Annotated in this window: 28 protein-coding genes; 15 read left to right on the forward strand and 13 right to left on the reverse strand. The window is 63.9% G+C overall.

The genetic code is table 11. The features are described from left to right. Nucleotides 1-9: 9 nt before the first annotated feature. From H3005_RS07045 to H3005_RS07090, 10 genes are all read right to left on the reverse strand, one after another. Nucleotides 10-318: a VirB3 family type IV secretion system protein gene (locus H3005_RS07045; protein ID WP_100552882.1), complete on the reverse strand. Its 309-nt coding sequence runs from the start codon at nucleotides 316-318 to the stop codon at nucleotides 10-12. Continuing rightward, nucleotides 311-733, reverse strand: a complete 423-nt coding sequence (locus tag H3005_RS07050) for a TrbC/VirB2 family protein (protein WP_100552883.1) — start codon at nucleotides 731-733, stop codon at nucleotides 311-313. Before H3005_RS07050 ends, H3005_RS07045 begins: the two co-directional genes overlap by 8 nt. 73 nt (nucleotides 734-806) lie before the next feature. Continuing rightward, on the reverse strand, nucleotides 807-1,775 hold the full coding sequence (locus H3005_RS07055) for a lytic transglycosylase domain-containing protein (RefSeq protein WP_100552884.1): 969 nt from the start codon (nucleotides 1,773-1,775) through the stop codon (nucleotides 807-809). A 3-nt stretch (nucleotides 1,776-1,778) separates the two neighbouring features. Then, entirely contained in the window at nucleotides 1,779-2,822 is a 1,044-nt protein-coding gene (gene virB11, locus H3005_RS07060) for a P-type DNA transfer ATPase VirB11 (protein WP_100552885.1), read from the reverse strand. Between the two features lie 14 nt (nucleotides 2,823-2,836). Continuing rightward, entirely contained in the window at nucleotides 2,837-4,099 is a 1,263-nt protein-coding gene (locus H3005_RS07065) for a TrbI/VirB10 family protein (protein WP_100552886.1), read from the reverse strand. After that, entirely contained in the window at nucleotides 4,096-4,875 is a 780-nt protein-coding gene (locus H3005_RS07070) for a TrbG/VirB9 family P-type conjugative transfer protein (protein WP_100552887.1), read from the reverse strand. The genes H3005_RS07065 and H3005_RS07070 overlap by 4 nt, the downstream gene beginning before the upstream one ends. Next, complete coding sequence (locus tag H3005_RS07075; protein ID WP_100552888.1) at nucleotides 4,872-5,897, reverse strand: type IV secretion system protein; 1,026 nt, start codon at nucleotides 5,895-5,897, stop codon at nucleotides 4,872-4,874. Before H3005_RS07075 ends, H3005_RS07070 begins: the two co-directional genes overlap by 4 nt. An 89-nt stretch (nucleotides 5,898-5,986) precedes the next feature. Beyond that, entirely contained in the window at nucleotides 5,987-6,433 is a 447-nt protein-coding gene (locus H3005_RS07080) for a hypothetical protein (RefSeq protein ID WP_099784623.1), read from the reverse strand. A 416-nt stretch (nucleotides 6,434-6,849) separates the two neighbouring features. Further along, nucleotides 6,850-8,529: a type IV secretory system conjugative DNA transfer family protein gene (locus H3005_RS07085; protein WP_100552889.1), complete on the reverse strand. Its 1,680-nt coding sequence runs from the start codon at nucleotides 8,527-8,529 to the stop codon at nucleotides 6,850-6,852. A 38-nt stretch (nucleotides 8,530-8,567) separates the two neighbouring features. After that, entirely contained in the window at nucleotides 8,568-8,825 is a 258-nt protein-coding gene (locus H3005_RS07090; protein ID WP_099820666.1) for a hypothetical protein, read from the reverse strand. Nucleotides 8,826-8,947: 122 nt separating this feature from the next. On the opposite strand from H3005_RS07090, the gene H3005_RS07095 reads away from it, so the two are divergent. The 5 genes from H3005_RS07095 to H3005_RS07115 all read left to right on the forward strand — a co-directional run bounded on the left by H3005_RS07095 (nucleotide 8,948) and on the right by H3005_RS07115 (nucleotide 12,068). Further along, the gene (locus tag H3005_RS07095) at nucleotides 8,948-9,400 is read left to right on the forward strand and encodes a phosphohydrolase (RefSeq protein WP_100552890.1); all 453 of its coding nucleotides are present in this window, start codon (nucleotides 8,948-8,950) and stop codon (nucleotides 9,398-9,400) included. 77 nt (nucleotides 9,401-9,477) lie between these two features. Beyond that, a complete protein-coding gene (locus H3005_RS07100; RefSeq protein WP_100552891.1) occupies nucleotides 9,478-10,689 on the forward strand; it encodes an MFS transporter in 1,212 nt (403 codons plus the stop codon). Nucleotides 10,690-10,836: 147 nt separating this feature from the next. Beyond that, nucleotides 10,837-11,310, forward strand: a complete 474-nt coding sequence (locus H3005_RS07105; RefSeq protein WP_100552892.1) for a hypothetical protein — start codon at nucleotides 10,837-10,839, stop codon at nucleotides 11,308-11,310. Between the two features lie 112 nt (nucleotides 11,311-11,422). Then, on the forward strand, nucleotides 11,423-11,692 hold the full coding sequence (locus H3005_RS07110; RefSeq protein ID WP_089236035.1) for a hypothetical protein: 270 nt from the start codon (nucleotides 11,423-11,425) through the stop codon (nucleotides 11,690-11,692). A gap of 127 nt (nucleotides 11,693-11,819) precedes the next feature. Then, nucleotides 11,820-12,068 (forward strand): hypothetical protein, encoded by a 249-nt coding sequence (locus H3005_RS07115; protein WP_100460364.1) that lies wholly within the window; start codon nucleotides 11,820-11,822, stop codon nucleotides 12,066-12,068. Nucleotides 12,069-12,106: 38 nt separating this feature from the next. On the opposite strand, the gene H3005_RS07120 is transcribed toward H3005_RS07115, so the two are convergent. Continuing rightward, entirely contained in the window at nucleotides 12,107-13,642 is a 1,536-nt protein-coding gene (locus H3005_RS07120) for an FAD-dependent monooxygenase (protein ID WP_100552893.1), read from the reverse strand. Between the two features lie 82 nt (nucleotides 13,643-13,724). Here H3005_RS07120 and H3005_RS07125 point away from each other — a divergent pair, with 82 nt between their 5' ends. Then, entirely contained in the window at nucleotides 13,725-14,429 is a 705-nt protein-coding gene (locus tag H3005_RS07125; protein ID WP_100552894.1) for a TetR/AcrR family transcriptional regulator, read from the forward strand. Between the two features lie 11 nt (nucleotides 14,430-14,440). Here the strand turns inward: H3005_RS07125 and H3005_RS07130 are convergent, their stop codons facing one another. Both H3005_RS07130 and H3005_RS07135 read right to left on the reverse strand, forming a co-directional pair. Beyond that, the gene (locus H3005_RS07130; protein ID WP_100552895.1) at nucleotides 14,441-14,848 is read right to left on the reverse strand and encodes a hypothetical protein; all 408 of its coding nucleotides are present in this window, start codon (nucleotides 14,846-14,848) and stop codon (nucleotides 14,441-14,443) included. A gap of 220 nt (nucleotides 14,849-15,068) precedes the next feature. After that, nucleotides 15,069-15,350, reverse strand: a complete 282-nt coding sequence (locus H3005_RS07135) for a hypothetical protein (RefSeq protein ID WP_033831436.1) — start codon at nucleotides 15,348-15,350, stop codon at nucleotides 15,069-15,071. A gap of 210 nt (nucleotides 15,351-15,560) precedes the next feature. Here H3005_RS07135 and H3005_RS07140 point away from each other — a divergent pair, with 210 nt between their 5' ends. The 9 genes from H3005_RS07140 (at nucleotide 15,561) to H3005_RS07180 (ending at nucleotide 23,850) form a co-directional block, all read left to right on the forward strand. Beyond that, a complete protein-coding gene (locus tag H3005_RS07140; RefSeq protein ID WP_100552896.1) occupies nucleotides 15,561-16,235 on the forward strand; it encodes a response regulator transcription factor in 675 nt (224 codons plus the stop codon). Further along, nucleotides 16,235-17,584, forward strand: a complete 1,350-nt coding sequence (locus tag H3005_RS07145; RefSeq protein ID WP_100552897.1) for a HAMP domain-containing sensor histidine kinase — start codon at nucleotides 16,235-16,237, stop codon at nucleotides 17,582-17,584. Before H3005_RS07140 ends, H3005_RS07145 begins: the two co-directional genes overlap by 1 nt. Nucleotides 17,585-17,728: 144 nt before the next feature. Further along, nucleotides 17,729-18,328: a hypothetical protein gene (locus H3005_RS07150; RefSeq protein WP_243381801.1), complete on the forward strand. Its 600-nt coding sequence runs from the start codon at nucleotides 17,729-17,731 to the stop codon at nucleotides 18,326-18,328. 136 nt (nucleotides 18,329-18,464) lie between these two features. After that, nucleotides 18,465-19,655, forward strand: a complete 1,191-nt coding sequence (locus H3005_RS07155) for an efflux RND transporter periplasmic adaptor subunit (RefSeq protein WP_191077834.1) — start codon at nucleotides 18,465-18,467, stop codon at nucleotides 19,653-19,655. Continuing rightward, entirely contained in the window at nucleotides 19,652-21,616 is a 1,965-nt protein-coding gene (locus H3005_RS07160) for a MacB family efflux pump subunit (RefSeq protein ID WP_100552899.1), read from the forward strand. Before H3005_RS07155 ends, H3005_RS07160 begins: the two co-directional genes overlap by 4 nt. Before the next feature lie 90 nt (nucleotides 21,617-21,706). Further along, nucleotides 21,707-22,105 (forward strand): hypothetical protein, encoded by a 399-nt coding sequence (locus tag H3005_RS07165; protein WP_100552900.1) that lies wholly within the window; start codon nucleotides 21,707-21,709, stop codon nucleotides 22,103-22,105. Nucleotides 22,106-22,138: 33 nt separating this feature from the next. Further along, complete coding sequence (locus H3005_RS07170; protein ID WP_100554148.1) at nucleotides 22,139-22,516, forward strand: EF-hand domain-containing protein; 378 nt, start codon at nucleotides 22,139-22,141, stop codon at nucleotides 22,514-22,516. A 300-nt stretch (nucleotides 22,517-22,816) separates the two neighbouring features. Beyond that, the gene (locus H3005_RS07175) at nucleotides 22,817-23,383 is read left to right on the forward strand and encodes a UDP-N-acetylglucosamine acyltransferase (RefSeq protein WP_100460374.1); all 567 of its coding nucleotides are present in this window, start codon (nucleotides 22,817-22,819) and stop codon (nucleotides 23,381-23,383) included. Next, the gene (locus H3005_RS07180; protein WP_229978641.1) at nucleotides 23,380-23,850 is read left to right on the forward strand and encodes a hypothetical protein; all 471 of its coding nucleotides are present in this window, start codon (nucleotides 23,380-23,382) and stop codon (nucleotides 23,848-23,850) included. The genes H3005_RS07175 and H3005_RS07180 overlap by 4 nt, the downstream gene beginning before the upstream one ends. Nucleotides 23,851-23,898 lie beyond the last annotated feature (48 nt).

Genomic DNA, 23,898 nt, shown 5'->3' on the forward strand with positions numbered 1-23,898 from the left:
TTCCGGCCCTCAATCCATTCGGGCCGGCTTGTTGCGGTACTGATTCGGGTTGAACACCCACATGCCATCGTGTTCCTGGACGTTGCGGACCCTCAGCTTGAACATCAGGCGCAGGCCCAACAGACGGAAGATCATCTCGTCACGCCTGGCCATCTGCCGCATGATGAAGATGGCAACCGGAATGGTCAGCAGGAACCAGAAGTTCGTGTACATGCTGAGCAGCAACAACCCACCTGCCACCATGAAGAAGGGCAGGTAGGGAACGCCCAGGAACATCGCTGGGCGCGTGCAACCCCGGAACAGAACGTTCTTATGCACTGTAGTAGAGGATGGCGTTCTGGATGTGCAGTGCCATGCCGCCGCCAGTCGTGCCACCACCACCACACTTGCCATCGCTGCCGTCACCCAGCAGCATGCGGGCGATCTGACCGGCGGCGCCGATCAGCACGCCACCGATCAGGATCGGGGCAACATCGGCAATGCGCTTGTGCGCGAAAGCAATCTGGTAGCCGGCGAAGATGACCGCGATGGTCACCACAGCGATCGAGGCGATGTTCAACAGCCCATTGATGTTGTTGAAGAAGCCACAGACTTTCTTGTCGGTACCACCGAAGTCGGTGGCGCCGCCGGCAAACACCTGCGGGGCGAACACGGCGCCCACGAAGAGGGTAGCCATCAGCAGGGTCTTCAGCGTGCGCTGGGCCTGGACGAGGTCGATATTGATACGCTTCATGGATTGATTTCCTTGTTGATGGACTAACACAACTGAATCGACCAGCCGGGGGACTGGCCGTACCACGACTTCGTCAGAACACGAAGGCCGCATCCCCTGCGGGAATCTGTTGCGCCGGCATGGACTGCGCCGGCGCGTTATACATGTTGCCTGGAGGTGCCGAGGCGCCCTGCTGCCCCCAGGGCTGCAGCATCACTGGGCTTTCGCCGCCGCCTGCCGTCGCGCCTGGCAGCTGCTGCGGCATCATCGGCGGCTGACCCGCCCGCCCTGCAGCAGCCTGCTGCGGATAGCCCTGCTGCTGCGGGTAGCCGCTCTCCGGCTGCGCCTGCGGCTGCATCATCCGGTCGACTGAGCCCAGCACGACCCGCGACAATGCCTGATCGGCAAGATTGACCAGGCTCCCGCGCGCCATAGCGCTGGTAGACGGATAAACGGTATAGGCACGCGCAGGGTCGTTGGACGGCACATAGACCGGACCATTGGCCTGGGCGACGATCCGCGCCTGCGCCGGGGAGGCGAGCTGCGGATGATGTTCGACCTTGACGGTACGGCGCTCTCCGCGGGCTACGACGTCGATGGGCGCCACGCCATTGGACGCAACCTGCTGCCCACGACGAATCGAGTCATAAACCTTCTGCACATAGCCGTGACGGAAACCGGTCTCGAAATTGCCCGAGTAGTAGCAGCTGAACGACTTGCCCCAATCCTTGCCGGAGCGCTTGTAGCACTCGGCAAGAATGCGCGAGCCCGCCTGCAGATTCGGGCACTGCTGAAACGCTTTTTCATAGGAGTCCAAGCCATATTTGGCCAGGTTGTAGCGGTTGACCTGGGCAAGGCCGATGGAGAAGTTGTAACCCTTCTCCTCCAGCATGCGCACAGTGGCGAGCGCCTCGTCCAGCGCCTTGGGCTGGCGCGCCAGTGCACCACCAACCACGCCGATGGCGTAGGGGTTGCTCGAGGATTCCACATTGATGACGTGCTGCATCACGTCCATCGAGACGGCCATTTCCGGGCACGCCATCATTTCAAGTCCTGGCAACATCGTTCAGCCCTCCTGCCCCTGGGCGCGCCCAGGATTGAAGTCGATACCGGTGATATAGCGCGAGCCCGCGTGCGCCTTGATATGCACGACGATATCGATGGTCATCATCAACAGACGCTTGATGACGTTGAATTCAAGACCAGAGCCCTCGGTCGACGCTTTCACCATCAGCGCCAGCTGGTCCCAGGTCTGCTCGGGACTGCCCGCATGACAGCTGGTGATCGAGCCGGGATGGCCCGAGGCGCAATTACGGATGAAGTAGAAAGCCTCATCACCACGCAGCTCGGCGAGGATGATGCGCTCGGGCTTCATACGCAGGCAGGCTTCCATGCAGCTCTTGGCCGTCACGTTGCTGGCGCTTTGCCCACCCTTGGAATACAGCAGATGCACGACGTTGGGCTGGGTCAGAAACAGTTCGCGCGCGTCTTCGATGGTGACCAAGCGCTCGCTGTCCGGAATATGGTTGACCAGCGCCTTCATGAAGGTGGTCTTGCCGCTGCCGGTGGCGCCGGACACAACGATATTTTTGCGGTACATCACCGCGCGCCGGAAAAATTCGGCGTACTCACGCTGCTGTCGCAACTCAAGCAACTCGCGGTCCTGCTCACTCAGGCTGCCATCCTGCTCAAGGATCTGGTTGAAGAAACCATCCTCGTGATACTGGGTAAGCGACTTGGTGTGCTTGGAAGGCAGTCGGATCGTGATCGACACTTTGCCCGCATCGCAGGCAGGCGGGATCACGAACTGCGCACGCTGCCCGGTCGGGAAGGTCAACGACACCACCGGATCCGCATCGGTGATGCGCTGGCCGGTGTTGCTTTCGTTGACCACCGCGGTACAGAACTGTCGTGCGCGTTCGAACGTCAGGCCTGGCACATGCACGTGCTGCCACCCTGCCCGCGTCTCCAGGTACAGTTCGCCCGGACGGTTGATGCAGATTTCCGTCACTTCGGGTGAAGTCATGTACTCCGCGATGCCCAGCACTTCGTACTGATAGCGCAGGAAATCACTGGAGACGAGGGCAATGGGTGACACTTCGGCGTCCATGGTCGTTCTGCAGGTTACCGGCGGGTGCGAAGCACATCGCTGAAGTCAACGTCCTTTGCGACGTAGACGTTCACGACCGTGCCCTGGTTGATGGTGACCGTCGGCGGACGGCGCTGGCTCATGGCATCGTTGGCCAAACGCTCCATTGAACGTGCCGTGGCACTTTCATAGGGCGACTGCACCGCCATGCCGCTATTGGTGATGGTGGTGGTCTCCGGGCCATGCTCGGCCGCAGCGTATTTGAAGGCATCCGCGATCAGGCTGATCATCAACGCCTGGGCGATACGACTGCCCCAATGCGCGCTGTATTGACCTGGATGCCCGGCACCGCCAAGGCCATCAACACCGGGACTGGACATGGCCACGTCGATGCCATTGGGCGTGGTGATGCGATCCCAGATCACCTCAACGCGCTTGCCCACTGGACCACCACCATAAGCGCCGTAAATCTTCGAGCCCTTCGGCAGCAGCAGCGTACGGCCATTGATCGAATAGACAGGTTCGGTCAGAAGGCACGAAGTGTAGCCAGCCAGATCGGTGATGATGCGGGTTTCCAGCACGCAGCGTAGATAGGTACCGCGTACCAGCAGTGCATCGGGACTGTGGATGAAGCTGGCATTGGAGATGTCCTCCACATCCGGACCACGGCGAGTTTTCGTGGCGACCGGCTGCGGATTGCCTGCCTGCATCGCGGCAATCATTGCCTTGCTGTACTGGTCGGCGGGGCTCTGCGCACCATCTGCCCCATCGCCCGCCCCCACTCCGCTTCCAGCACCGATACGACGATCGAGCAGGCTCGGACCACGCTCCGGCTCACGCTCGCGATCACGATCGGGCAACTGATAAACCGAGCGACCGGTCTGCCCCGAATCCTCCGGCAACTGCGGCAGCATGGGAATGGGCTCGGCCGGGCCCGTGGGCACCGACGGAGCCTGCTCTACGCTCGGCAGCTGCGGCGTGGCAACGCGGGCGGTGTCAGGCAGTTTGGCTGGTGCATCGCTATCGCCCTTGCTGTTGCGGAAAACCAGCAGGCCCATCGCCACCAGGAGCACCACGATGCCGCCAAGGAACAGCAACGCCTTGCGGTTGAGCCGCTGCTCTTCGGCCGAGCGCAACTGCGGCGCACCCGCATCCAGGTCCGGTGCGGCCTCAGTTTGGGTGTTACCGAAATAGGGATTGGACGGAGCCTGTGGGCTCTGGTCCGGCCCGTTACCGTACGGGCCCGGATCCTCTCGCCCGTTGTTCGGATCGTTTCCAGGAGTGTTCTGCTGGCTCATTTCTTCACGTTCCTTCGCAGACCAACGACGTAGTCGCCGTGGCGGATGACCAGGTACGGGTAGGTCCCGTGGACGATCAAAGTATTCCCTTCGACGGTGGTATTCACCACGAAGTCCTCGCCGTACTCTTTCTCGCGACCGAACACGGCTGGGAAGATGCCCGTCTTGTACTCAGGCGAATTGGGCAGTTTCAGGTAGGTGAAACGACCATCGTCATAGGCATTGACCGGAATCAGCCAGCCCATCTTCTTCGCCTTGCTGGTCGAATAGGAGTAGTTGAAGTTGTACTGGCGATCCTTGGCCAGTTCGGTGCTCAGCAGCGGCTGCGCCTCTTCCTCGACCGCTTCCTGCGCCAAACCAAATTCGGTATCGCTCGGATAGGTGAAGGCAATCTTGTACTGCACGCCAGCACGACGTGCCTGCTCAAGCTGGCGCCAGTCGGTCGCCACCACCTTCAATTCGAAGATGTACGAATGGGTCTCGGTGCGCACCATCATGTTGGTGTCGACGTCAACGTTCTTCGGCTTGATATAGAACACGTTCTCGCGACGGGTCAGCTCCCAGCCGTTGCTGAAACCGGTGCTGTAGTCGAGGATCTTCTCATTCGGACTCAGTTCGATTTGGGTGGTCAGGCCCAAACCGGTGCGTACCGGATAGATGCGATCCTTCTCGTACTCGTAATGGTCCACCGCCTGTGCCATCGCCGCGGTGGAGAACACCAGCGACAGCAACGACAGCAGCGCCAATGCGCTTCCCCTGACTTTTCGACTACTCATCGGTTGCTTGCTCCATCAGCATTTCCGGTGGAATTGTTCGGTACCGGCCTCATGACCGGCTGACCAGGCATGGCCTGCCCTGGCATCTGTTGTCCCTGCACCGGCTGGCCCTGGATAGGCTGCCCCTGCATCGGTGGCACCTGGCCACCAACCGGTGCTGCCACGGGTTGCCCGGTTGCCGGATCGATCATGGTGGCTGCGGCAGGGTTGTTGGGGTCATAGATGCCCTGCGCCTGCTGCGCGGCCTGCTGGGCCTGCGCCTGGATCGCATTGTCGTCCGGAACGGGCACACCACGCGCGTAATCGTTGTCTACGCGGTACTCGGTGACTTGGAAGGCCAGCGGATTGAGCACACGATCCTGCTCGGACAGCGCGAGGTTCTGGTTGTACTCGAAGCGCATTGTCACCAGTTGGTTGTCCAGGAAGTTGCTAACTCCCGAACGCTTGTCCAGCAGGCTGCGCTGGATGCGCACCGACGCGCCGCGGAAGCTGCCATTCGGTTCCGCACCCAATGGGGTGATGCTGAGGATCTTTACCCGGATCGCCTTCTCGCGGCCATACATCACGAAGGGATTCTGCGGATTATTGCCCGCGTAACGGGCGCGCATGGTCTGCGACACAGGATCCGTCGACATGACGAATACCAGTTCCCAGTCGCGCAGCCCCATCACGGCTGAGTCATACGACTCGCGCGCCATCACATACTGGGCGACGTTGCTGCGGTTGATGGCTTCATTGGCCGTGATCGTCTCGCCACGGAAGGTGCCACTAAGGCGGGCGACCGTTGCATTGCCCGTATAGGCATCAGCCATCACCAGGAAAGGCACTTTCTCCTTCAGTGGCAGCATGTAGTAGTAGCCACCGGCCAGCGCCAGCGACATCAGCAACGAACCGGTGGCGACCCACCAGGCACGACGCTCGCTGCGCCGGGCCATGTCGGCCACGGTGATCTCGTAGCTGACCGCCTTGGCGACCGACTGCTCGACCTTGGGGCTGTTGCCTGCATCCTTCTTGCGGAACATGGGTTCTTCCGTACTGCTGAAACATCAATGGGCGCGACGCCCCTGCGCCAGGCGCGGGGTGCGGCACGTTCGATGATTTCGACGCGGTCTCAGCTGCCGCTGCTGGCTTCAGGATCCTGGGCCGACGCGGTTGGCGTCGATCCAGCGTTCTGCACGACGATCTGGTTGCCGACGATGGAGACGGAAACGCCCTGCGCCGCATAGGCCGCCGTGAGATCGATCACGGCCTGCTGTGCGTTGGTGGTGTCGATCTCCGACACCGCGCCATACAGGGTGAAATCCGAACTGAGGCGATAGTCCAGCGTGCGGCCGGAATCCTTGGCCCAGCGCTCGAGCATGGCCTTCAGCGTGCGATCCATAGGCGACGCCTGATAGACGTAGCTGGAGTACAGCGGAATCTCGGTCGGAGCCGTCGCGAAACGGTTGACCGGCTTCCAGCGCCCTCCGAAGTCGGGTGCGGGCTTGGTAGCACAACCTGCCACCATCAACGCCGCCACTGCGGCGATGGACATTTTTGCAATAAACGCCTGATTCATACGGGCTTCACTTTGACGTACGAAAAAGCAGTCCCGATGTTGGTCCCCTGGTCGTCCGGCACTGCGCGATGCACGCCGGAAACGTAACGAATGCACTGCTTAACAGCACATGGGCACGGTTCCCCTGCAGCTCGAAAGCTGCCAACCAAGTCGCGTGAAGCAACCTCATCCGAGGCCCCTTTCACGCACCCTCACCAACGTCGGAACCATCCCTGTTCCCATGGCTGAAACTCCTGGCCACTCTGAAAGCATGACGAATCACACAGATTCGCAAGCCACGCATAGAGTCGCACAACTACGCGTCAATTCGATGTCAGACAAATCTGAATTTTGACCAACGTATGGCGTTTCTTTGACGCGCCTCACTAATTCACCTCAATGAATGCGTGCATCCGTCACACTTTCATGTCTGCAACTTAGACATCAAGCATCGGCACGTCAACCTTTGGCAGTAGTCGTGACGTGAAATAGCGGTCCTTGTAGTAGCGAATCTTGTCGCATTTGACGGGATGCGGAATGCCTTCGTACAGGAAGACCTCCTTGTCCGGCCCCATCGCCTTGAGCTCCTGCGGCAGCATCAGCGCGCGGCGCTCCTCGGTGAAGCTATGGGTCTTCTCACGCGCGTGGGTGACGTTCTTCTTGCGGATGGTGGTGTAGCCCAGCATGTCCGAATAGTCGTTGGCATCCTGCTGTTCGCGCGGGGCGTACAGGATCTGCAGCGCATGGTTGGTAATGATCGTGCGTGAGACTTCTCGGCCATAGGTGGCATCGAGCTGCGACATGCTCTGGATGATCGGTAGCAGGCGCACGTTGTAACCGGCCATGTAGGACACCGCCGAGGCGATGATTTCCACCTTGCCGATCGAGGTGAATTCGTCCATCAACAGCAGGCACTGGTATTTCAGGTCCGGATTGGACTTGGGCAGTTCCTTGGTATTGAGGTTGATCAGCTGGCTGAAGAACAGGTTGATGATCAACCGGCTTTCGGCCAGCTTGTTGGGCTGGATGCCGATGTAGATGGTCATCTTCTTCTTGCGCACGTCGGTGAGCAGGAAGTCGTTGGTGCTGGTGGCCTTGTCCAGTACCGGGTTGATCCAGGGATTCAACGGTTCCTTGAAGGTGCCCAGGATCGAGGCGAAGGTCTCGTCGGCCTGGGACAGCATGTTGGCGAACGCCGAGCGCGCGTTGCTGCTCAGGAATGGACGCTCGGACAGGCTCTTCAGGAACTTCTTCAGGTCGCTGCCATCACCGGAGGACAGGCGGTAGACCGCGCCCAGGGTCGGCGTGCCCTGCCCGCCCGGGAAGCCGCTGCTGCGCTCGTCATCCCAGTTCTCGAACAGATACAGGGTGAAGGCGATGAAGGCATTGCGCGCCTGGCTGATCCAGAACTTCTGGTCTTCCGAGCCATCGGGATAGAGCATCGCACCGATGCTCATCAGGTCCGAGACGCGGAACGCCGGGTCGTCGGAGACGTAGCTGAGCGGGTTCCAGCGATGGGTGCGGCGATCTTCGGCGAACGGATTGAACAGGTAGATCTCCTGCCCTTGGCTGGCGCGCCAACCGCTGGTCAGGTCGAAGTTCTCCTGCTTGATGTCCAGCACCACCAGCGATTCGCCGTACTCCAGCAGGTTCGGGATGACCACGCCGACGCCCTTGCCCGAACGGGTCGGGGCGGCCAGGATCACGAACTGCTGACCGTCCAGCCGCACCAGCTTGCCACCATGGCTGCCGACCACGATGCTCTGCCCGCTCTTCTTGAACATGCCATGCTTGGCCAGATCGGCGCTGGTGGCAAAGCGCGCGTCACCATGCAGCGAGCGCTTGTCCTTCTTCAACAGCACGACCAGGCCGACGATGGCCAGCACCAGCAGCGGCAGGCCAAAGCCGAGGTAACCGGCCCATTTGATCTTGCCCACGAACGGGGCAACCTGCGGCTGACCGAGGGCGTGGAAATACTGGTAATAGGTATTCCAGGTGAGCAGCTTGGTATCCAGACCAAGCAGCAGCAGCGTCAGGTAACCGGAAAGCACGAACCCGAGCAGCAGGGTCGCCAGCGTGATGACGGCGATGAGCAGATACTTCTTACTGGACAACACCCGAATCCTCCATGATGCGCCTCAATGGGCGCGACGGCTTAGCGGCGGCGTCGCTGCGACGCCTTCTTCCGCAGGTTGACTTCATTCTCCAGCCCGGGCTCCACGCCCTCTTCCCGCACCAGTTCCTCAAGGTACCGGCGCGCATCGGCCAACGACATCAGGTCGGTCAGACGCTCCCCATCGTCGACGATGACCGCATGGCCGACCACATCGCCGGGAGCGTACACCGGCTCGTGGGTCACCGCTACCAGACGGAAGCGGCCGCGTAGTTCCAGCTGATGGGTGTATTCCTGCATGTCTCATCTCCCTGATGGAATCCAGATGCCATTCCTGCAGCGTCCGATGATGCCTGCACGGCCGTGGTGGCGGCATGTAGACGACCCGTACGACAATACACGCTAAGGACGGGGAGATCGCGATGGACTGGGTGGCACGCGCACGCACGCTGGCAATGGAGGCCCATACCGGCCAGGTCGACAAGGCAGGACAGCCCTACACCGGTCACGTTGGCCGGGTGGCCGCTGCCGTGCGCGGCGATGATGAGGCCGAGGTGGTGGCCTGGCTGCATGATGTGGTCGAGGACTGCCCTGCCTTCGCTGAGCGGGTGCACGCCTTCCCAGACCCGTTGCAGCACGCGGTGCGGTTGCTCAGCAGGACGTCTGCGACGGATGCCGCCACGTACTACACGCGGATAGCGGCGGATCCGCTGGCGCTGAAGGTCAAGCTGGCCGATATCGCCGACAACGCCGATGAAACGCGGCTGGCGTCTCTGGATGCCGCCACCGCCGAGCGCCTGCGTGACAAATACCGACAGGCCCTGGCGGCGCTTGGCCAGCAGGCAGCACGGGCAGCACCACCCATCGAACACTGATTTACCCCCAGCCTGGCTGATGCCTGCTGCAATGCAGCAGTACAATGTGGCGCTTCCCCGCCCCTTTGCGCCCCCGCATGAGCCCCAATTCCCCTCTGGCCGCTCGGCTGACGCCGCGCCAGCGCACCCTGATCATCCTCGCCCTGTCGTTGGGCGGCTTCGCCATCGGCACCAGTGAATTCGCCAGCATGGGCCTGATGCTGGAGATCAGCCGCGGCCTTTCGATCAGCGAAACACAGGTCGGACACCTGATCAGCGCTTACGCTATCGGCGTGGTGGTCGGTGCACCGATCCTGGCCTTCGTCGGCGCCAGCTTCCCGCGCCGCAAGCTGCTGCTGGCGCTGATGGGCTTCTATGCCGTCGGCAATCTGGCCAGCGCGTTGGCGCCGAACTACGGCACGATGCTGGTGGCGCGCTTCGTCGCTGGCCTGCCGCATGGCGCCTACTTCGGCGTGGCGATGCTGGTGGCGGCCGCAATCAGCCCGGCCGGCCAGCGCGGCCAAGCGATGTCGCGCGTGCTGCTCGGGCTGTCCGTGGCCATCCTCATCGGCAATCCGCTGACCACCTGGTTGGGCCAGCAACTGAGCTGGCGCACCGCCTTCGCCCTGGTCAGCGTGCTGGCCATCGCCACGGTGGCGATGATCGCGCGCTTTCTGCTACCCGACCCGGATGAGGTGCGGACCTCGCCGATGCGCGAACTGCGCGCATTCAACACCACCCAGGTATGGCTGGCGCTGTCGATCGGCGCGGTGGGCTTTGCCGGCATGTTCTGCGTGTTCACCTATCTGGCACCGACTCTGGTGCAGGTGACCGGCGTGGCCGAATCGTGGATGCCGCTGGCGGTGGGCGTGTTCGGCATCGGCGCGATCATCGGCAACATCGCCGGCGGCTGGCTGGTCGACAAGTTCCACTTCAAGGCCGCTGCGGTGGTGCTGCTGTGGTCGATCGTGATGCTGCTGCTGTACCCGCTGGCCGCCGAGTCGGTGTGGACCATCGGCCCGATGATCGTCACCGTGGGCACGATGGGCGCCCTCGCCGCGGTGCTGCAGACCCGCCTGATGGACGTGGCCGGCGAAGCGCAGACCCTGGCCGCCGCCTCCAACCATGCTGCGTTCAACACCGCCAATGCACTCGGCCCATGGCTGGGCGGCATGGCGATCAGCGCCGGTTTCAGCCCGGCCACCACCGGTTACGTAGGTGCGGCGACTGCGGTCGGCGGCCTGCTGCTGTGGTGCGTGTCGGTGATGCTGGAGAAGAACCGCAAGGCCGCTGTCGCCGGCAGCCGTTGAAGCACGCGACGGATCGCCTGCCGTCGCCGGAGCGACGGCGACGATCCGGTCGCAGCACTCTCCAGCTTCTCATCGCCTCGGTGATGCCCCACCATCTGCGCAGATCGGCCGCAACCGGCGGCCGAGGGTCTTGCTCAAGGATGCTCAGTGGCAGTCACTCCCCATAGACGCGAGAAGCTGCTCGATGACCTGCTTTCGCTGGGCCGCAACTGGGCCTTGGCAATCGCCATCGCCGGTGCCGGCGCGGCGGTGCACTACAGCGAAACGGTCTACGAGGCTGGACTCTGGCGCGGGCTGCTGCCCACGCTCTGCTTCCTCGTCAGCGTGGTCTGGATCGTGCTGAGCATCATCCGCTTCGACCTGACGCTGCAACAACATTTCGAACGCAAGCGCTCGCGCTGGCTCAGCCGCCTGCTGTATGTGGTACTGCTGGGTGCTGGCATCGCGGCGGTGTTCTTCGTGATGGAGCTGGCCGGGAACAACCATATCGCCAAGATGTGCGACTCCGTAGCGAACGAGCCTGGCAGCCGCATCCATCGGTCCGAGGAGTGCCAGCGGCTGTTCAAGCACCGGGCCGAATACCGGCGCCGCCTGGAAGCGGCGGACGGCGAGTTCGACTGAGGCGATCGCGATTCGCTTGCGGTAACCACACTGCAGGTTGACGAACACGCGGCGTAGATCCGCCTTGCTGCAGAGTTGCGTACGCCAGCTTCCGAAGCGCGACACAGCCCTCATGCACCGCCAGATTTCCCCCACCTGCCACGATGCGATTGCCCTGCGGGCCGGCGCGCTGGGCAGCGTGCTGGGCGTGGCGCTGTTCAAGGCCTTTGCCTTGTCCGCCGCAGCGGCCGGCTCGATGATGACGGTCGGGCTGTGGTTGCTGGGATGTGTGCTGCTGGCGGCCTGGGCGCTGGCGGCCTGCCTGACCTGCCTGGCCCTGAGTCGGCGCGTGTTCGTGTTGATGCTCGCGCTGTCGACGGTGTTCCTGATCTGCATTGCCTGACCGGCAGCGGTCAGCCCTGAGCATTGTCACAATTGTTATTCAATAACAAGTGCTGCCAGTCGGATTGCGCGTGCGCGCGGTCACGGATTGAATTCGATGGCCAGCCCGGCCCCTTCCCGAGACCCCCATGCGCCTCCTGCAGCCCCTGTTCCGCTCCGCCCTCTGCGCCCTTGTCCTCGCGTCGATCAGCGCCTGTGCCACCTATGACGATTCGGCCATGCATGCCGCCTGCCAGGAGTCGCCGCATGTGAAGGACCTGCCGCCGGAGGTTGCCGCCCGCGAAAGCCGATGCAGCAAGAGCGTTGAGGTCTGGTCGAGCGAGCGCAAAGGCAGTGACCAGCCGCTGGACCTGAGCGGCAAGAAGAAGGATCTCTGAAATAGGGCGGCGCAGCCCTGAGCGGGCTGCGCCGGGACTCAGGCAATCGCATCGCTGCCAATCGGGCTCGTCCATTCCCGTACGGCCTGCGCCAGTCCTGCCGCATCGGCACCATCACTGGCCCAGGCGACAATGCCATCCGGACGAACCAGCAGCGCGGACAGGCCCAGCGAATCGACAGCCGGCTGCGCGATGGACAGGATACGGGCTCGTTCGACATCAACCGCCTCGCACGACGAGGCAGCAGCATCGAACACGAGCAGCAACGCCTGCCCTGCGCGCAGCAGTTCACCCATGCGGCGACCATCGACCAGCAGGAAATCCGGCGTGCTGCGGCCCACCAGCGGATGGGCCTGACCCAGATCCAGCTGCTGGCCCACACCCCACACGCGCTCGGCGAGATACGTAGCGCCATCACGCGTTTCTGCCAGATCGGCCACGATCGCAGCCAATGCACGTGAACCCGCACTTGGGCGCATCAATGCGACCTGTGCGCGCGACCACTCCAGCACTCGGGCGCCGATAGGGTGGCGTTCGGCCTGATAGGTATCCAACAGCGCTTCATCTGCGTCGCCGCGCACGACGGCGGCGAGCTTCCAGCCCAGATTCATCGCATCCCCCAGGCCCAGGTTCAGCCCCTGCCCGCCCAGCGGTGAATGCACATGCGCGGCATCGCCCGCCAACAGCACGCGGCCACGGCGATAGGCGGTGGCCTGCCGTGCGCCATCGGTCCAGGTGGTGGCCAGCTGCAGCGTGGTGATCGTTGCTTCACGGCCGGAGATACGCCGCAGCAGCGCCTGTGCCGTATCGCGGTCGAGCGGCTGGCGATGGCCGGCGCCGCCGTCGAAATCAGCCAGGGCGATCGTGCCCGGCGGATTGAAATTGCACATGCCCTGCGCGGTGGTGTGACGCCCCGGGCTGAGCACCGTCGGATCCTCGAGCTCGACGCTGAGCGAGTGCCCGGTGAACTCCGGATCGGTACCGGCGAAGCTGAAACCGCACTGCTTGCGCACGGTGCTGCGGCCACCATCGCAGCCGACCAGCCAGCGCCCGCGGAAGGTCTGCCCGCCCGCCTCGACCTGGGCCTCGTCGGAACCCAACCGCACGTCCTGCACGCCCGCACCACGCAGTATCACCACGCCCAGCGCCTGCGCGCGCTCGGCCAGTACGGCCTCCAGCGCCTGCAGTTCCACCGCCATCTGCGTGCCGACCGGGCTGGGCAGCCGCCAGGGCCAGCGATCGCTGTCGACGTTGTCCAGCGCGAACGGGATACCCGCGAAGTGCCCGCCCAGCCTGCGCGGCTGCGACAACCAATGCGCGGTGCCCGGCGGCGGCGGGCCTTTCTCCGGTTTCAGCACCTGGCCGGCAGCCACGGCGTCCAGCAGACCGCGCCGGTCGAGCGCCTCCAGCGTGGGGGCATTCAAGCCGCGCAGCCCGAACGGCAGGCGCTTCAACGGCGAATCCGGCGAGGCCGCCTGCTCCAGCACCAGCACCGAGCATCCCGCCTGGCCCAGTTCGCAGGCCAGGAACAGCCCAACCGGGCCAGCCCCGGCAATGACGACGTCGTACAGCATTGGAAATCCTCGTGAGCCCCGGGTCGGCGCTCTGGCTGCGACAATGTTACACTCGGTGTACGTTTCCACAAGTGAACCGCCCATGAGCCCGCCACCCGGCCGTCGCGAGCAGCGCAAAGCCGAGACCCGCCAGGCGATTTCCGACGTCGCCACCCGGTTGATCATCGAGCGCGGCTTCGAGGCCGTGTCGATGAGCGAGATCGCCGACGCCGCCGGGGTGTCGCGCAAGACGGTGTTCAACTACTTCGCCAGCAAGGAACAGCTGGTGTTCGACCGTGATGAGGAAGCGCGGCAGCTGCTGCGCGAGGGTATGGGCTCGCGCACGTCCATGACACCGCTGGCCGCCTTCCAGGCGCTGGTGCGGGAACTGCTGGACAACGGCCATCCATTGCTGCGGATCAACGCCGGCGCAGCGTCGTTCTGGAAAACCGTGGCCCAGAGCGCGGTGCTGGTGGCCCATGCGCGGCAGCTGCAGGCGCTGCTGACCGATGACCTGGCACAGTTGATGGCTGAGTCTGCGGGCCGACCTATCGGTGACGCCGACGCGCGCCTGGCCGCGTCGATGCTGATGGCGTCGATGGTGGCCGCCTACGAACACGGGCTGCGCGAGCTGTCCTGTGGCGGCGACCCGCGGCAGTCGATGGTGCCGTTGATCGTGCGCGGCGCGACAGGGACCTTGGTGGCATTGGCCGGTACGCCGTATACCGACCCGGCGCAGCGCCTGCCCAGCGCTCTGCGGATCGGGGCGCTGGACGAGGCCCCGGCAACTACCGCCCGGGGCCCGTGATGGCAGACGTTCTACTGGACGTTGATCACCACATCGTCCGGGGCCAGGAAATTGCCGCTATTGCTGCGTGATGCCGAGATCACGTAGGTCCCGGGTGCAGTGATCGTGCCATTGCAATGCCGTACGGGCGTGGTGTTGCCACCATCCAGATTGCCGCTGGTCTCGCACAGCATCTTGCCGTTGGCGAACACGTAGAAATTGCTGGTGCCATCCACCCTCCCGCCACCGGTGATGTAGATTTCCGACGGCGATCCGGCTACGCGTGGCAACGTTCCAACTTCGAATCGTGCCTTCACCGGGTGCGGCAACAAGCTGGGACAGGTCATCACGAAACCGTCCCGCGAAAAGCAGACTTCAGCATGGGCTACTGCGGGAGCGGCCATCAGGGCCACGAGCAATACAGACGTTCTGAACTCCATTCCAGCGTCTCCAGATGATCCCAGCGGAATCGCTGGGACCACCGTGGTAGCGATGGTCGTGTTACACGGGCATGAAGCAAAGGCAAAGCGCGGCGCTGCCGGCGGATGGCCGCGCCGCTGAAAGCCGCTGGTAGCGAGCATCTACGGGAAAACGGCGCGCCGTGCACCCATGCGTGCGGGATGTCCACGGCCCCCTGCCAGATGATCGGCGCCGCGATCGTCAGCCCGAGCAGGACACCAGCATCGAGCGCGTGGCCATCTGGGTGGAGGTGAAGCCGTTCTTGTTGCCCACCGCAATGGCGTTGCCCTCGTCGCCATCCTTGCTGAAGACCACGTAGCCACCGGGGCACATCTGCCCGGCTTTCTCGTAGCAACCGCTCCAGGAACTGGAGCCGCTGCAGTCGATGGAAACGCCACGGCGGCCGTCGGGAGTGACCGTCATCTTGGCGGTGGTGCAGCCGGTCAGCGTGGCGAGGAACAGCAGCGGAACGAACAACTTCATGGTGACTCCAGGGATGGGAACTGCGAAGGGCGCCAAGGCTGGAGCGCCTGGATTGCGTGAACCTTGCGCCGCACCCTCGGTTTCATCGCGCCCCGCCATGGCCTTCCGGCAGATGCGGAGGCACGCCATGTTCACGCAATCTTCCTGTAATACGGTGCCGGCGCGTGCCGAACCGCCCTTCTACGGCCCCCTCCTGCTCAAGCCCTGCTGATGCACATCCTGTTGATCGAAGACGAAGCCGAACTCGCCACCGCCCTCAAGTCTGCCCTGCAGCGCGAGCGCTATGTGGTGGACCTGGCCAATACCTTGGCACTGGCCCGGGAGGCGGCGCTGTGCGGCCTGCACGATCTGGTGCTGCTGGACCGCACCCTGCCCGATGGCGATGGCCTGGCGTTGATTTCCCTGCTGCGCGAGCGCAACCCCGGGGTGCCGATCATCGTGCTGAGCGCGCTGGGCCAGTTGCCGGACCGGATTGCCGGGCTGGATGAAGGCGCCGATGACTACCTGGCCAAACCCTTCGCGCTGGAGGAACTGTTCGCACGGATCCGTGCTGCGGGCCGTCGCCCAAGCGGATTGCAGGTGGAGTCCATCAGCATCGGCCGATTGGTGTTCGACCCCGCCTCTGGCGAGGCCAGTGTGGGCGGCCAGCGGCTGGAGCTGCCGCGGCGCGAGATCCGGGTGCTGGCCGTCCTCGCACGGCGCCTGGGTCGCACCGTGCTGCGCGAATCCATCGAGATGGCGGTGTATGGCTTCGACGACGGCATCCATTCCAACACGCTGGATTCACACGTCTCGCGCCTGCGCCGAAAACTGGCTGACGCCGATGCCGGCGTGGAGATCCACGCCATTCGCGGGGTTGGCTATCTGATGCGGGAAAGCAAGTGATGGCGCGTCGCCCGTCGTTGAAGCGCCCACTGATCGTCAAGACGCTGATCTACCAGTTGCTGGCCCTGCTGGTGGCGTTCTTCGCCCTGCTGATGGTGCTCGTTCGTGCCGACAGCGGTGGCTACTACACCATCCAGACCTTCGCACCGGTGGCCGCCGAGGCAGTGCACCGCGACCGCAATGGTGAACTGTACGTGCAGCACACGCCGGAGCTGGCCGAACTGCTGAAGATCGTCCCCGGTGCGTGGTTCATCGCCGAGGACGAGCATGGGCACCACGTCACCTTCGGCCATGTGCCACCGGCCTATGCCTCGCTGGTCGGCGCCCTCGATGGCATCCCCTATGGCGACCTGCGCGGGCGTGATCGCAGCGATGGCCTGGCGGTGGTGGTACGCCAGCACAGTGGGCCGGCCGGCAAGCTGACCATCATGGCGCATGGCGAAACCGATTCGCTGACCATGCAGATGGCGTTGGCCGCGCACATCATCACGCTGCCGATCTTCCTGCTGCTGGGCCTGGCCACCATCATCCTCACGCCGATCATCGTGCGACGGGCACTGGCCGGTGTCGAGCGCATCGCGCAGGAAGCCCGCAATATTTCGGCCAGCCGTCGCGGCATCCGTCTGACCGAGACCGCCGTGCCGGTGGAGATCGCGCCGCTGGTGACCGCCGTCAACGATGCCTTGGGCCGGTTGGATGAAGGACACGAGCGGCAACGCCGTTTCATCGCCGCAGCGGCGCATGAGTTGCGCACCCCGATCGCGATCCTGCGGGTAAAGATCGATGCCGCTGATGATTCGACCTCGCGCAGCCTGGCGGTGGAAGTCGCGCGTCTGGCGACGCTGGCCGAGCAACTGCTGGACCTGCACCGCATGGAAGAGGACGGCCCGAAGGAAACCCTCAACCTGGCCCGGGTGGCCAAACGGGTGGCGGCCGACCTGGCACCGCTGCTGATCCAGTCGGACAAGACCGTGGCAGTCGCGGTGGAACCGCACTTCCCGGTGCTGGGAGAAGCTGGTGCGGTGGAACGGGTGATCTCCAACCTGGTGCTGAATGCCGCCGAGCATGGTGGCCGCCATATCATCGTGCGGGTGCAGGGCAGCTGCCTGGAGGTGGAAGACGATGGCCCCGGCATTCCGGTCGACCAGCGCGAACGCGTGTTCGAGCCGTTCCAGCGGCTGCGTCCGCGTCAGACCGGCGCGGGCCTGGGACTGAACCTGGTGCGGCAGGTGATCGACCGTCACGGTGGCCACGTCACGATTCTGGATGCCCCCGGTGGTGGCGCGCTGATCCGCGTCGAGTTTCCGCTGCATCCGGGCGTCACCTCGGCACCGCCGGTAGAGCACTGAAGGCGCCCACACATCCGTGACTGCCGCCTGTCCATGCGCAGCAGACAGCGGCGCTAGGCAAGGTTGCGGCAATGTTCGCTGCGCAGCATCGGACCGATGGCATCTGTGATGCCATCGCGTTCCGTCCTGACAGGAAGCCTGCACGTGACCGAAGGAGTTTCTCCCTCCTCCTCTTCTGCCCGATTCCGCGCGACGCCGGCCACATCCGGCTTGACCGCGGCTGCGTGGAATCGACGCTCGCGTGCCGATCGTACGCGCGCGCTGCCGCATTGGCCGCGCTGGCTGCGCGTGATACCCGCAGCGAATCGCCCGGACGTGCTGATGCGTGTGTTTGCCGTGCTGTTCCTGCTGCTGCCGGGCGTTGCGCTGGTGATCTCGACGCAACGCCATGCCCATGCAGCCATGGCCAGCGCCGTGCTGTTCTTCGTCGTCGCGCATGCCGCGCTGCATGCGCTGTCGGCATGGCGATCAACCACATCGCGGCTGCTCCCCGTACCTCTGCGCTACATCGACAGGCACGCGGCCTGGACGATGCTGGGCAGCGCGTGGGTACCCTTGGCGATACAAGGCGTGCACACGCAGCCGACCAGTACGCTTTCCATCGTGGGGCTGGTGATCGGCGCGCTGTGTCAGCTCTGCAGCGTACGTGTGGCTGCCGACCGCCTGCGTAACGTGCTGCTGGTGCTGGGCAGCGCCTTACAGTTCATCGCAGTAGCGCTTCTCAGCAGCATGGCCGCGGGCTGACAACCACAGCACCGCCGCAAGGTTCACGCAATCCAGCACCTCGAGACTCGACGGCCATCCACGCCCGGCACCCGGCGCGTGCATCCCTACTGCCGCGAGGACCACCGATGACCTATCCCCTCTGGATGCCGTGCCGATGAGCACCGCACCGCGCAAGCACCGCCGACTGCTTATCATCGCTGGTGCCGTACTGTGCACTTCCATTGCCGCTTGGCTCTGGCTGCGACCAGCGCCGCCGCCACCGCTGCAGCTCGCGCCCGTGGTACGTGGAAACATCGAACAGGTGGTGGAAGCCACCGGCACCCTGAAGCCATCGCGACTGGTGAGCGTGGGTGCGCAGGTCTCCGGTCGCATCGAAACACTGCACGTGAAGCTGGGCGACAAGGTAGAGGCAGGCGATCCGATTGCTGACATCGATTCGCGTACCCAACGCAATGCACTGCTGAGTGCGCAGGCGGCACAGCGCACCGCACGCGCCAATCGCGATGCATTGGCCACCGATCTGCGCCAGTACGAACTGACCCTGCAGCGGCAGCAGCAACTGGTGGCATCGCAGCTGGTGGCACGTGCCGACTTCGATGCTGCAAAGGCCAAGGTGGACGCGACCCGCGAGCAGATCACCGCGCTGGACGGTGAGATCGTGCAGCGGCAGACCGACGTGGACATCGCGCAGACCAACCTGGAGTACACCCGCATCACCGCCCCCACCGACGGCACGGTGCTGGCGGTCGTCGCCCGCCAGGGTCAGACGGTGAATGCAGTACAGAGCGCACCGACCATCGTCATGCTGGGCAACCAGGACGTGATGACCGTCTATGCCGAGATCTCCGAGGCCGATGTTGTGCACACCACGGTCGGCCAGGAGGCTTTCTTCACCATCCTGGGCGATGCGGGCCGCCGCTACAGCAGCACCCTGCGCGACATCGCGCCAGCGCCCGAATCGATCACCAACGAAGATACGTCCAGCCTCGCGTCGCCAACGCTTTCCGGTGGCAGTCGTACAGCCATGTACTACAACGGCCAGTTCGACGTGGACAACACCGACGGCCGCCTGCGCAGCTACATGACCGCGCAGGTACGCATCGTACTCGGCCGTGCCCACAACGTGCTGACCATTCCCTCCGCTGCCTTGGGTGCGCGGGCTGGTGACGGCAGCTACACCGTGCAGGTGCGTGGCGCAGATGGGCGCGCCGTGGCGCGGCGTATCACCATCGGACTGGATGACCAGATCCAGGTGGAAGTGCGCGGCGGCTTGAAGGAAAGCGATCAGGTGGTGCTAACGCAGGCCAGCGACGAAGCCGCCACCGCTCCCACGCAGCCCCGATGAACGCAGCCATGAGCGAGCCATTGCTGAGCGTGCGTGGGGTGCGCCGTGAATTCGCCGCCGGTGAACAGACCCTGGTGGTACTGGACGGCGTGGACCTGGACATCCGCGCCGGTGAACTGGTGGCCATCGTCGGCCAGTCGGGCTCGGGCAAGTCCACGCTGATGAACATTCTCGGCTGCCTTGATCGGCCCTCTGCGGGCACGTACCAGATTGCCGGCCGGGAAACCGCGCAGATGTCGCCCGACGAGCTGGCCGAGCTGCGCCGCGAACACTTCGGCTTCATCTTCCAGCGCTACCACCTGCTGACCGACCTGACCGCGTTGAGCAATGTGGAAGTGCCAGCGATCTACGCCGGCATGCCCGCCGCTGAGCGCCACGCACGGGCGGCCGAACTGCTGGCGCGGCTGGGCCTGGGTGAACGCATGCAGCATCTGCCCGGCGAGCTTTCGGGTGGCCAGCAGCAGCGCGTGTCGATTGCCCGCGCACTGATGAATGGTGGCGCGGTGATCTTCGCTGACGAACCTACCGGCGCGCTGGATACACAGTCGGGCAAGGAAGTGATGAAGATCCTCGGCGAACTGCACGCCGAAGGCCACACGGTGGTGCTGGTGACCCATGACATGGCCGTGGCCGAACACGCTCAGCGCATCATCGAGATCCGCGATGGGCGGATTGTCGAAGATCGTGCCACGGCTACCGCGTCGGCAGCGGCCGTGGCGCCGACCGCTCTGCCGCAACGCGGCGATGGCAGCGGCTGGCAGGCCATGCGCGATCGCTTCGCCGAAGCCTTCCGCATGGCCTTGCGCGCCATGAATGCACATCGCATGCGCACCTTCCTGACCATGCTCGGCATCATCATCGGCATCGCCTCGGTGGTGTCGGTGGTCGCGCTGGGTACGGGCGCGCGTCAGGCCATCCTGTCCAACATCTCTTCGCTGGGCACCAGCACCATCGAGATCTATCCCGGCTCCGGCTTTGGCGATCTGCAAGCGGCACGGGTGGAGACCCTCACTCCTGGCGACAGCGCGGCCCTGGCCGGGCAACCGTTCGTGGACAGCGCCACTCCCGGCGTGGCCACCACGGGCACCGCCCTGCGCGGCAACCGTTCGGCCAGCGTGCAGGTGCAGGGCGTCAGCGAACAGTACTTCCGCGTACATGGATTGAAGCTGGGGGAAGGCGCCTTCTTTGGCACACCCGGTGTGGCTGGCTACCAGCAGGTGGCGATCATTGATGCCAACACGCGTGCGCACTTCTTCGCCGCAGCCGAGAACCCCATCGGGCAGACCCTGCTGCTGGGCAACGTGCCGGTGCGCGTGGTGGGTGTGGTGAAGAAGGATGCTGGCGCGGCCGGCGACACCTCGCTGCTACGGGTATGGATGCCCTACACCACGGCCATGGCGCGGATGCTGGGCCAGAGCCATGTGTCCAGCATCACCGTGCGCGTATCCGATGCGATCAGCATGGAAGCGGCCGAGCAGGCCATTGCGCGCTTGCTCACGCGCCGCCATGGCAGCACCGACTTCTACATGAGCAACAACGCGCAGATCCGCCAGTCGATCGAACAGACCACCGGCATCCTCACCATGATGATCAGCTCCATTGCGGCCATTGCATTGGTAGTGGGCGGTATAGGAGTGATGAACATCATGCTGGTGTCGGTGACCGAGCGCACTCGCGAGATCGGCGTACGCATGGCGGTGGGCGCGCGCCGCAGCGACATCCTGCAGCAGTTCCTGATCGAGTCGGTGCTGGTATGCCTGCTTGGTGGTGTGCTGGGTATTGGTGTGGCATTGCTGCTGGGCGCGGTGCTGGCACTGGCCGACGTAGGCTTCAGCCTGGTGTTCTCGGCGAGCTCAATCATCGCGGCCTTCGCGTGCTCCAGCCTGATCGGTATCGGCTTTGGTTTCCTGCCTGCACGTCGCGCGGCGCAGCTGGACCCGGTGGAAGCACTGGTCCGGTAGTCACTGCAATTGCCTGCGGTGACGGCAGGTTCGCGCAATGTCCGCGGTGTGTACTGCAGCTACCGACGATGTCCGCACAGGAGCTGGACGATGTTTCTGAAAACAGGAAGGACTGCACTGCTGCTGGCAGCAGCCGCACAACTACTGGTGCTGATGCCCTACTCCGGCGACGCCCATGCGCAGCGTGGCGACCGCTACAACCCGCAGTGGAACCAGGACTATCGCGACCGCGAACGCGATGACTGGCAGCGCCGAGAGCGCGAGCGGGAGCGCGACCGCGAACGTGAGCGCCGGCACGACGCCAAGACCACAGGCGTGGTGGTGGGCGTAGTGGGTGCGGCCGTGGTGGCTGGCGTGATCGCGGCGGCGGCAAAGCGCGAGCGCGAAACCCGCGAGCGTGCCGACTACTGCATGAACCGCTACGGCAACTACGACCGCCGCACTGACAGCTATCGCGACCGCGATGGCTACACCTACCCCTGCCGCTGATCTCCCCTCATTGAAGGATTACACGCAATGCGTATGAACAAGATCGCTCTGCTGATCGCGCTGTGCGCCATGCCGCTGATTGCACAGGCCGCGCCCGCCGACCCGAAACAGGCCTATATCGATTCCACGTTCACTGCGATGGACAGCAACAAGGACGGTCGCGTCGACAAGGCCGAATTCAGCGCCTATCAGCAGGCGCGCTTCAGCAAGCAGGCAGACTCGATCGATGCCGCGTTCGCTGCGATGGACAAGAACAAGGACGGGAAGATCAGCAAGGAAGAAGCGACCGTGGTGCCGGAGATCGCGAAGTACTTCACGGGGCTGGACACCGATGGTGATGGCTATCTGTCACTGAAGGAAATGCAACAGGCGATGGTGGCTGCGCAGACGGCGGATGCGCCGACAAAGTAAGTCCCTGGTGTGGCGCTGACGTGATAGGTGCCCACCTGGGTGGTCACCTATCAACGCAATGAAACGCCGCCCGCTCAGGCGGTCATCTTCAAGAAGGTCGGCACTACCCGGTTCCAGTCGAGGTACTCAAGGAGGGCCATCAACGGCTGGCAACGATACCAGGCTGCAGCCCGCCCCGATTCAGGTATCCTTGCGCACAGTCAGCCACGCCTTTCTGCGACCGTTGCGGTGCAGCATCGACGTTGCGGACGAACACACGATTCACCATGGATGTTTCAACGTAGTCACAGGGGAAAATGGATGAAGAAGTTCCTGTTCGCGGCGATCATCGCTGCGTCGCTGGTGGGTTGCACCACCAATCCGCCGCTCAATTTCTCGGTCCCGAACGTCGGGGTCAGCAGCAAGAAGATTGATGGCGAGCTGAAATCGTTGACGGTCACGCTCGCACGTCCGGATGAAGCCAAGGGCAAGATTCCCGCACAGGCCCAGCACGAAGTCCCGCAGATGTGGCAGAACGCGCTGACCGAAGCACTGAACAAGATGGCTGTGTTCCGCGACGACGCGCCGGTGAAGTTGAGCCTGTCGGTGAAGATCCTGGCCATCGACATTCCCAGCTTCGGTGCCTCGATGACCACCAAGACGATCGCCCGCTACGAGCTGATCGATCGCGCAACCGGCAGCATCGTCTACACCCAGGATGTCAGCGCATCCGGCGAAGTTCCGTTCAACTATGCATTCGCAGGCGTGATCCGTGCCCGCGAGTCGATCAGTCGATCGGCACAGAACAACATTGCCCAGTTCCTGCAGGCTCTGGAAACGGTGGACATCTCCAAGCCGATGTTCCCGAACAAGCAGGAAGCACCGTGAAGCGCCTGCTGCTGACCGCATCCGCTGCCGTGATGCTGACTGCGTGCGCACCGAACGTGCGCACCGACAGCTATTCCATCGGCTCGGTGGGACAGGTCAACCGCACCGTCAGCGGCACAGTCATCAGCGTTCGTGCAGTCAGTATTGACGGTTCGCAGGGCGGTGGCGCCGTTGCCGGTGCTGCCGCTGGCGGCGTAGCCGGCTCCACCATCGGCGGCAGCGACCAGGCGGCGGCCATCGGCGCCATTGGTGGCCTTGTGGTGGGTGCGATTGCCGGTGCGGCTTCCGAGCGCGCACTTTCGCAGGCCAAGGGCCTTGAGTACGTGGTGCAGACGGAGAACGGCAACCTGATGACCGTCGTGCAGGGCCCCGATCCGGTATTCAGTGCCGGCATGCGGGTACTCGTATTGTATGGGTCGCCGTCGCGGATCATTGCCGATCCGCGTCAACCGAAGGCAACCCCGTAGAACCCAACGACGCCCCTTGCTCAGGGGCGTCGTCATTTTCCAGGCACG

The sequence above is a fragment of the Stenotrophomonas sp. Br8 genome (assembly GCF_014763005.1).
Classification (GTDB): domain Bacteria; phylum Pseudomonadota; class Gammaproteobacteria; order Xanthomonadales; family Xanthomonadaceae; genus Stenotrophomonas; species Stenotrophomonas lactitubi.

Bases quoted from the DNA above. Each gene is read 5' to 3' on its own strand.
- H3005_RS07120 (WP_100552893.1), bottom strand. From the start codon at position 13,642: ATGCTGTACGACGTCGTCATTGCCGGGGCTGGCCCGGTTGGGCTGTTC.
- H3005_RS07165 (WP_100552900.1), top strand. From the start codon at position 21,707: ATGTTTCTGAAAACAGGAAGGACTGCACTGCTGCTGGCAGCAGCCGCA.
- H3005_RS07115 (WP_100460364.1), top strand. From the start codon at position 11,820: ATGCGCCTCCTGCAGCCCCTGTTCCGCTCCGCCCTCTGCGCCCTTGTC.
- H3005_RS07110 (WP_089236035.1), top strand. From the start codon at position 11,423: ATGCACCGCCAGATTTCCCCCACCTGCCACGATGCGATTGCCCTGCGG.
- H3005_RS07175 (WP_100460374.1), top strand. From the start codon at position 22,817: ATGAAGAAGTTCCTGTTCGCGGCGATCATCGCTGCGTCGCTGGTGGGT.
- H3005_RS07055 (WP_100552884.1), bottom strand. From the start codon at position 1,775: ATGTTGCCAGGACTTGAAATGATGGCGTGCCCGGAAATGGCCGTCTCG.
- H3005_RS07075 (WP_100552888.1), bottom strand. From the start codon at position 5,897: ATGTTCCGCAAGAAGGATGCAGGCAACAGCCCCAAGGTCGAGCAGTCG.
- H3005_RS07140 (WP_100552896.1), top strand. From the start codon at position 15,561: ATGCACATCCTGTTGATCGAAGACGAAGCCGAACTCGCCACCGCCCTC.
- H3005_RS07130 (WP_100552895.1), bottom strand. From the start codon at position 14,848: ATGGAGTTCAGAACGTCTGTATTGCTCGTGGCCCTGATGGCCGCTCCC.
- virB11 (WP_100552885.1), bottom strand. From the start codon at position 2,822: ATGGACGCCGAAGTGTCACCCATTGCCCTCGTCTCCAGTGATTTCCTG.
- H3005_RS07065 (WP_100552886.1), bottom strand. From the start codon at position 4,099: ATGAGCCAGCAGAACACTCCTGGAAACGATCCGAACAACGGGCGAGAG.
- H3005_RS07070 (WP_100552887.1), bottom strand. From the start codon at position 4,875: ATGAGTAGTCGAAAAGTCAGGGGAAGCGCATTGGCGCTGCTGTCGTTG.
- H3005_RS07155 (WP_191077834.1), top strand. From the start codon at position 18,465: ATGAGCACCGCACCGCGCAAGCACCGCCGACTGCTTATCATCGCTGGT.
- H3005_RS07145 (WP_100552897.1), top strand. From the start codon at position 16,235: ATGGCGCGTCGCCCGTCGTTGAAGCGCCCACTGATCGTCAAGACGCTG.
- H3005_RS07080 (WP_099784623.1), bottom strand. From the start codon at position 6,433: ATGAATCAGGCGTTTATTGCAAAAATGTCCATCGCCGCAGTGGCGGCG.
- H3005_RS07050 (WP_100552883.1), bottom strand. From the start codon at position 733: ATGAAGCGTATCAATATCGACCTCGTCCAGGCCCAGCGCACGCTGAAG.
- H3005_RS07125 (WP_100552894.1), top strand. From the start codon at position 13,725: ATGAGCCCGCCACCCGGCCGTCGCGAGCAGCGCAAAGCCGAGACCCGC.
- H3005_RS07170 (WP_100554148.1), top strand. From the start codon at position 22,139: ATGAACAAGATCGCTCTGCTGATCGCGCTGTGCGCCATGCCGCTGATT.
- H3005_RS07160 (WP_100552899.1), top strand. From the start codon at position 19,652: ATGAACGCAGCCATGAGCGAGCCATTGCTGAGCGTGCGTGGGGTGCGC.
- H3005_RS07135 (WP_033831436.1), bottom strand. From the start codon at position 15,350: ATGAAGTTGTTCGTTCCGCTGCTGTTCCTCGCCACGCTGACCGGCTGC.
- H3005_RS07100 (WP_100552891.1), top strand. From the start codon at position 9,478: ATGAGCCCCAATTCCCCTCTGGCCGCTCGGCTGACGCCGCGCCAGCGC.
- H3005_RS07090 (WP_099820666.1), bottom strand. From the start codon at position 8,825: ATGCAGGAATACACCCATCAGCTGGAACTACGCGGCCGCTTCCGTCTG.
- H3005_RS07095 (WP_100552890.1), top strand. From the start codon at position 8,948: ATGGACTGGGTGGCACGCGCACGCACGCTGGCAATGGAGGCCCATACC.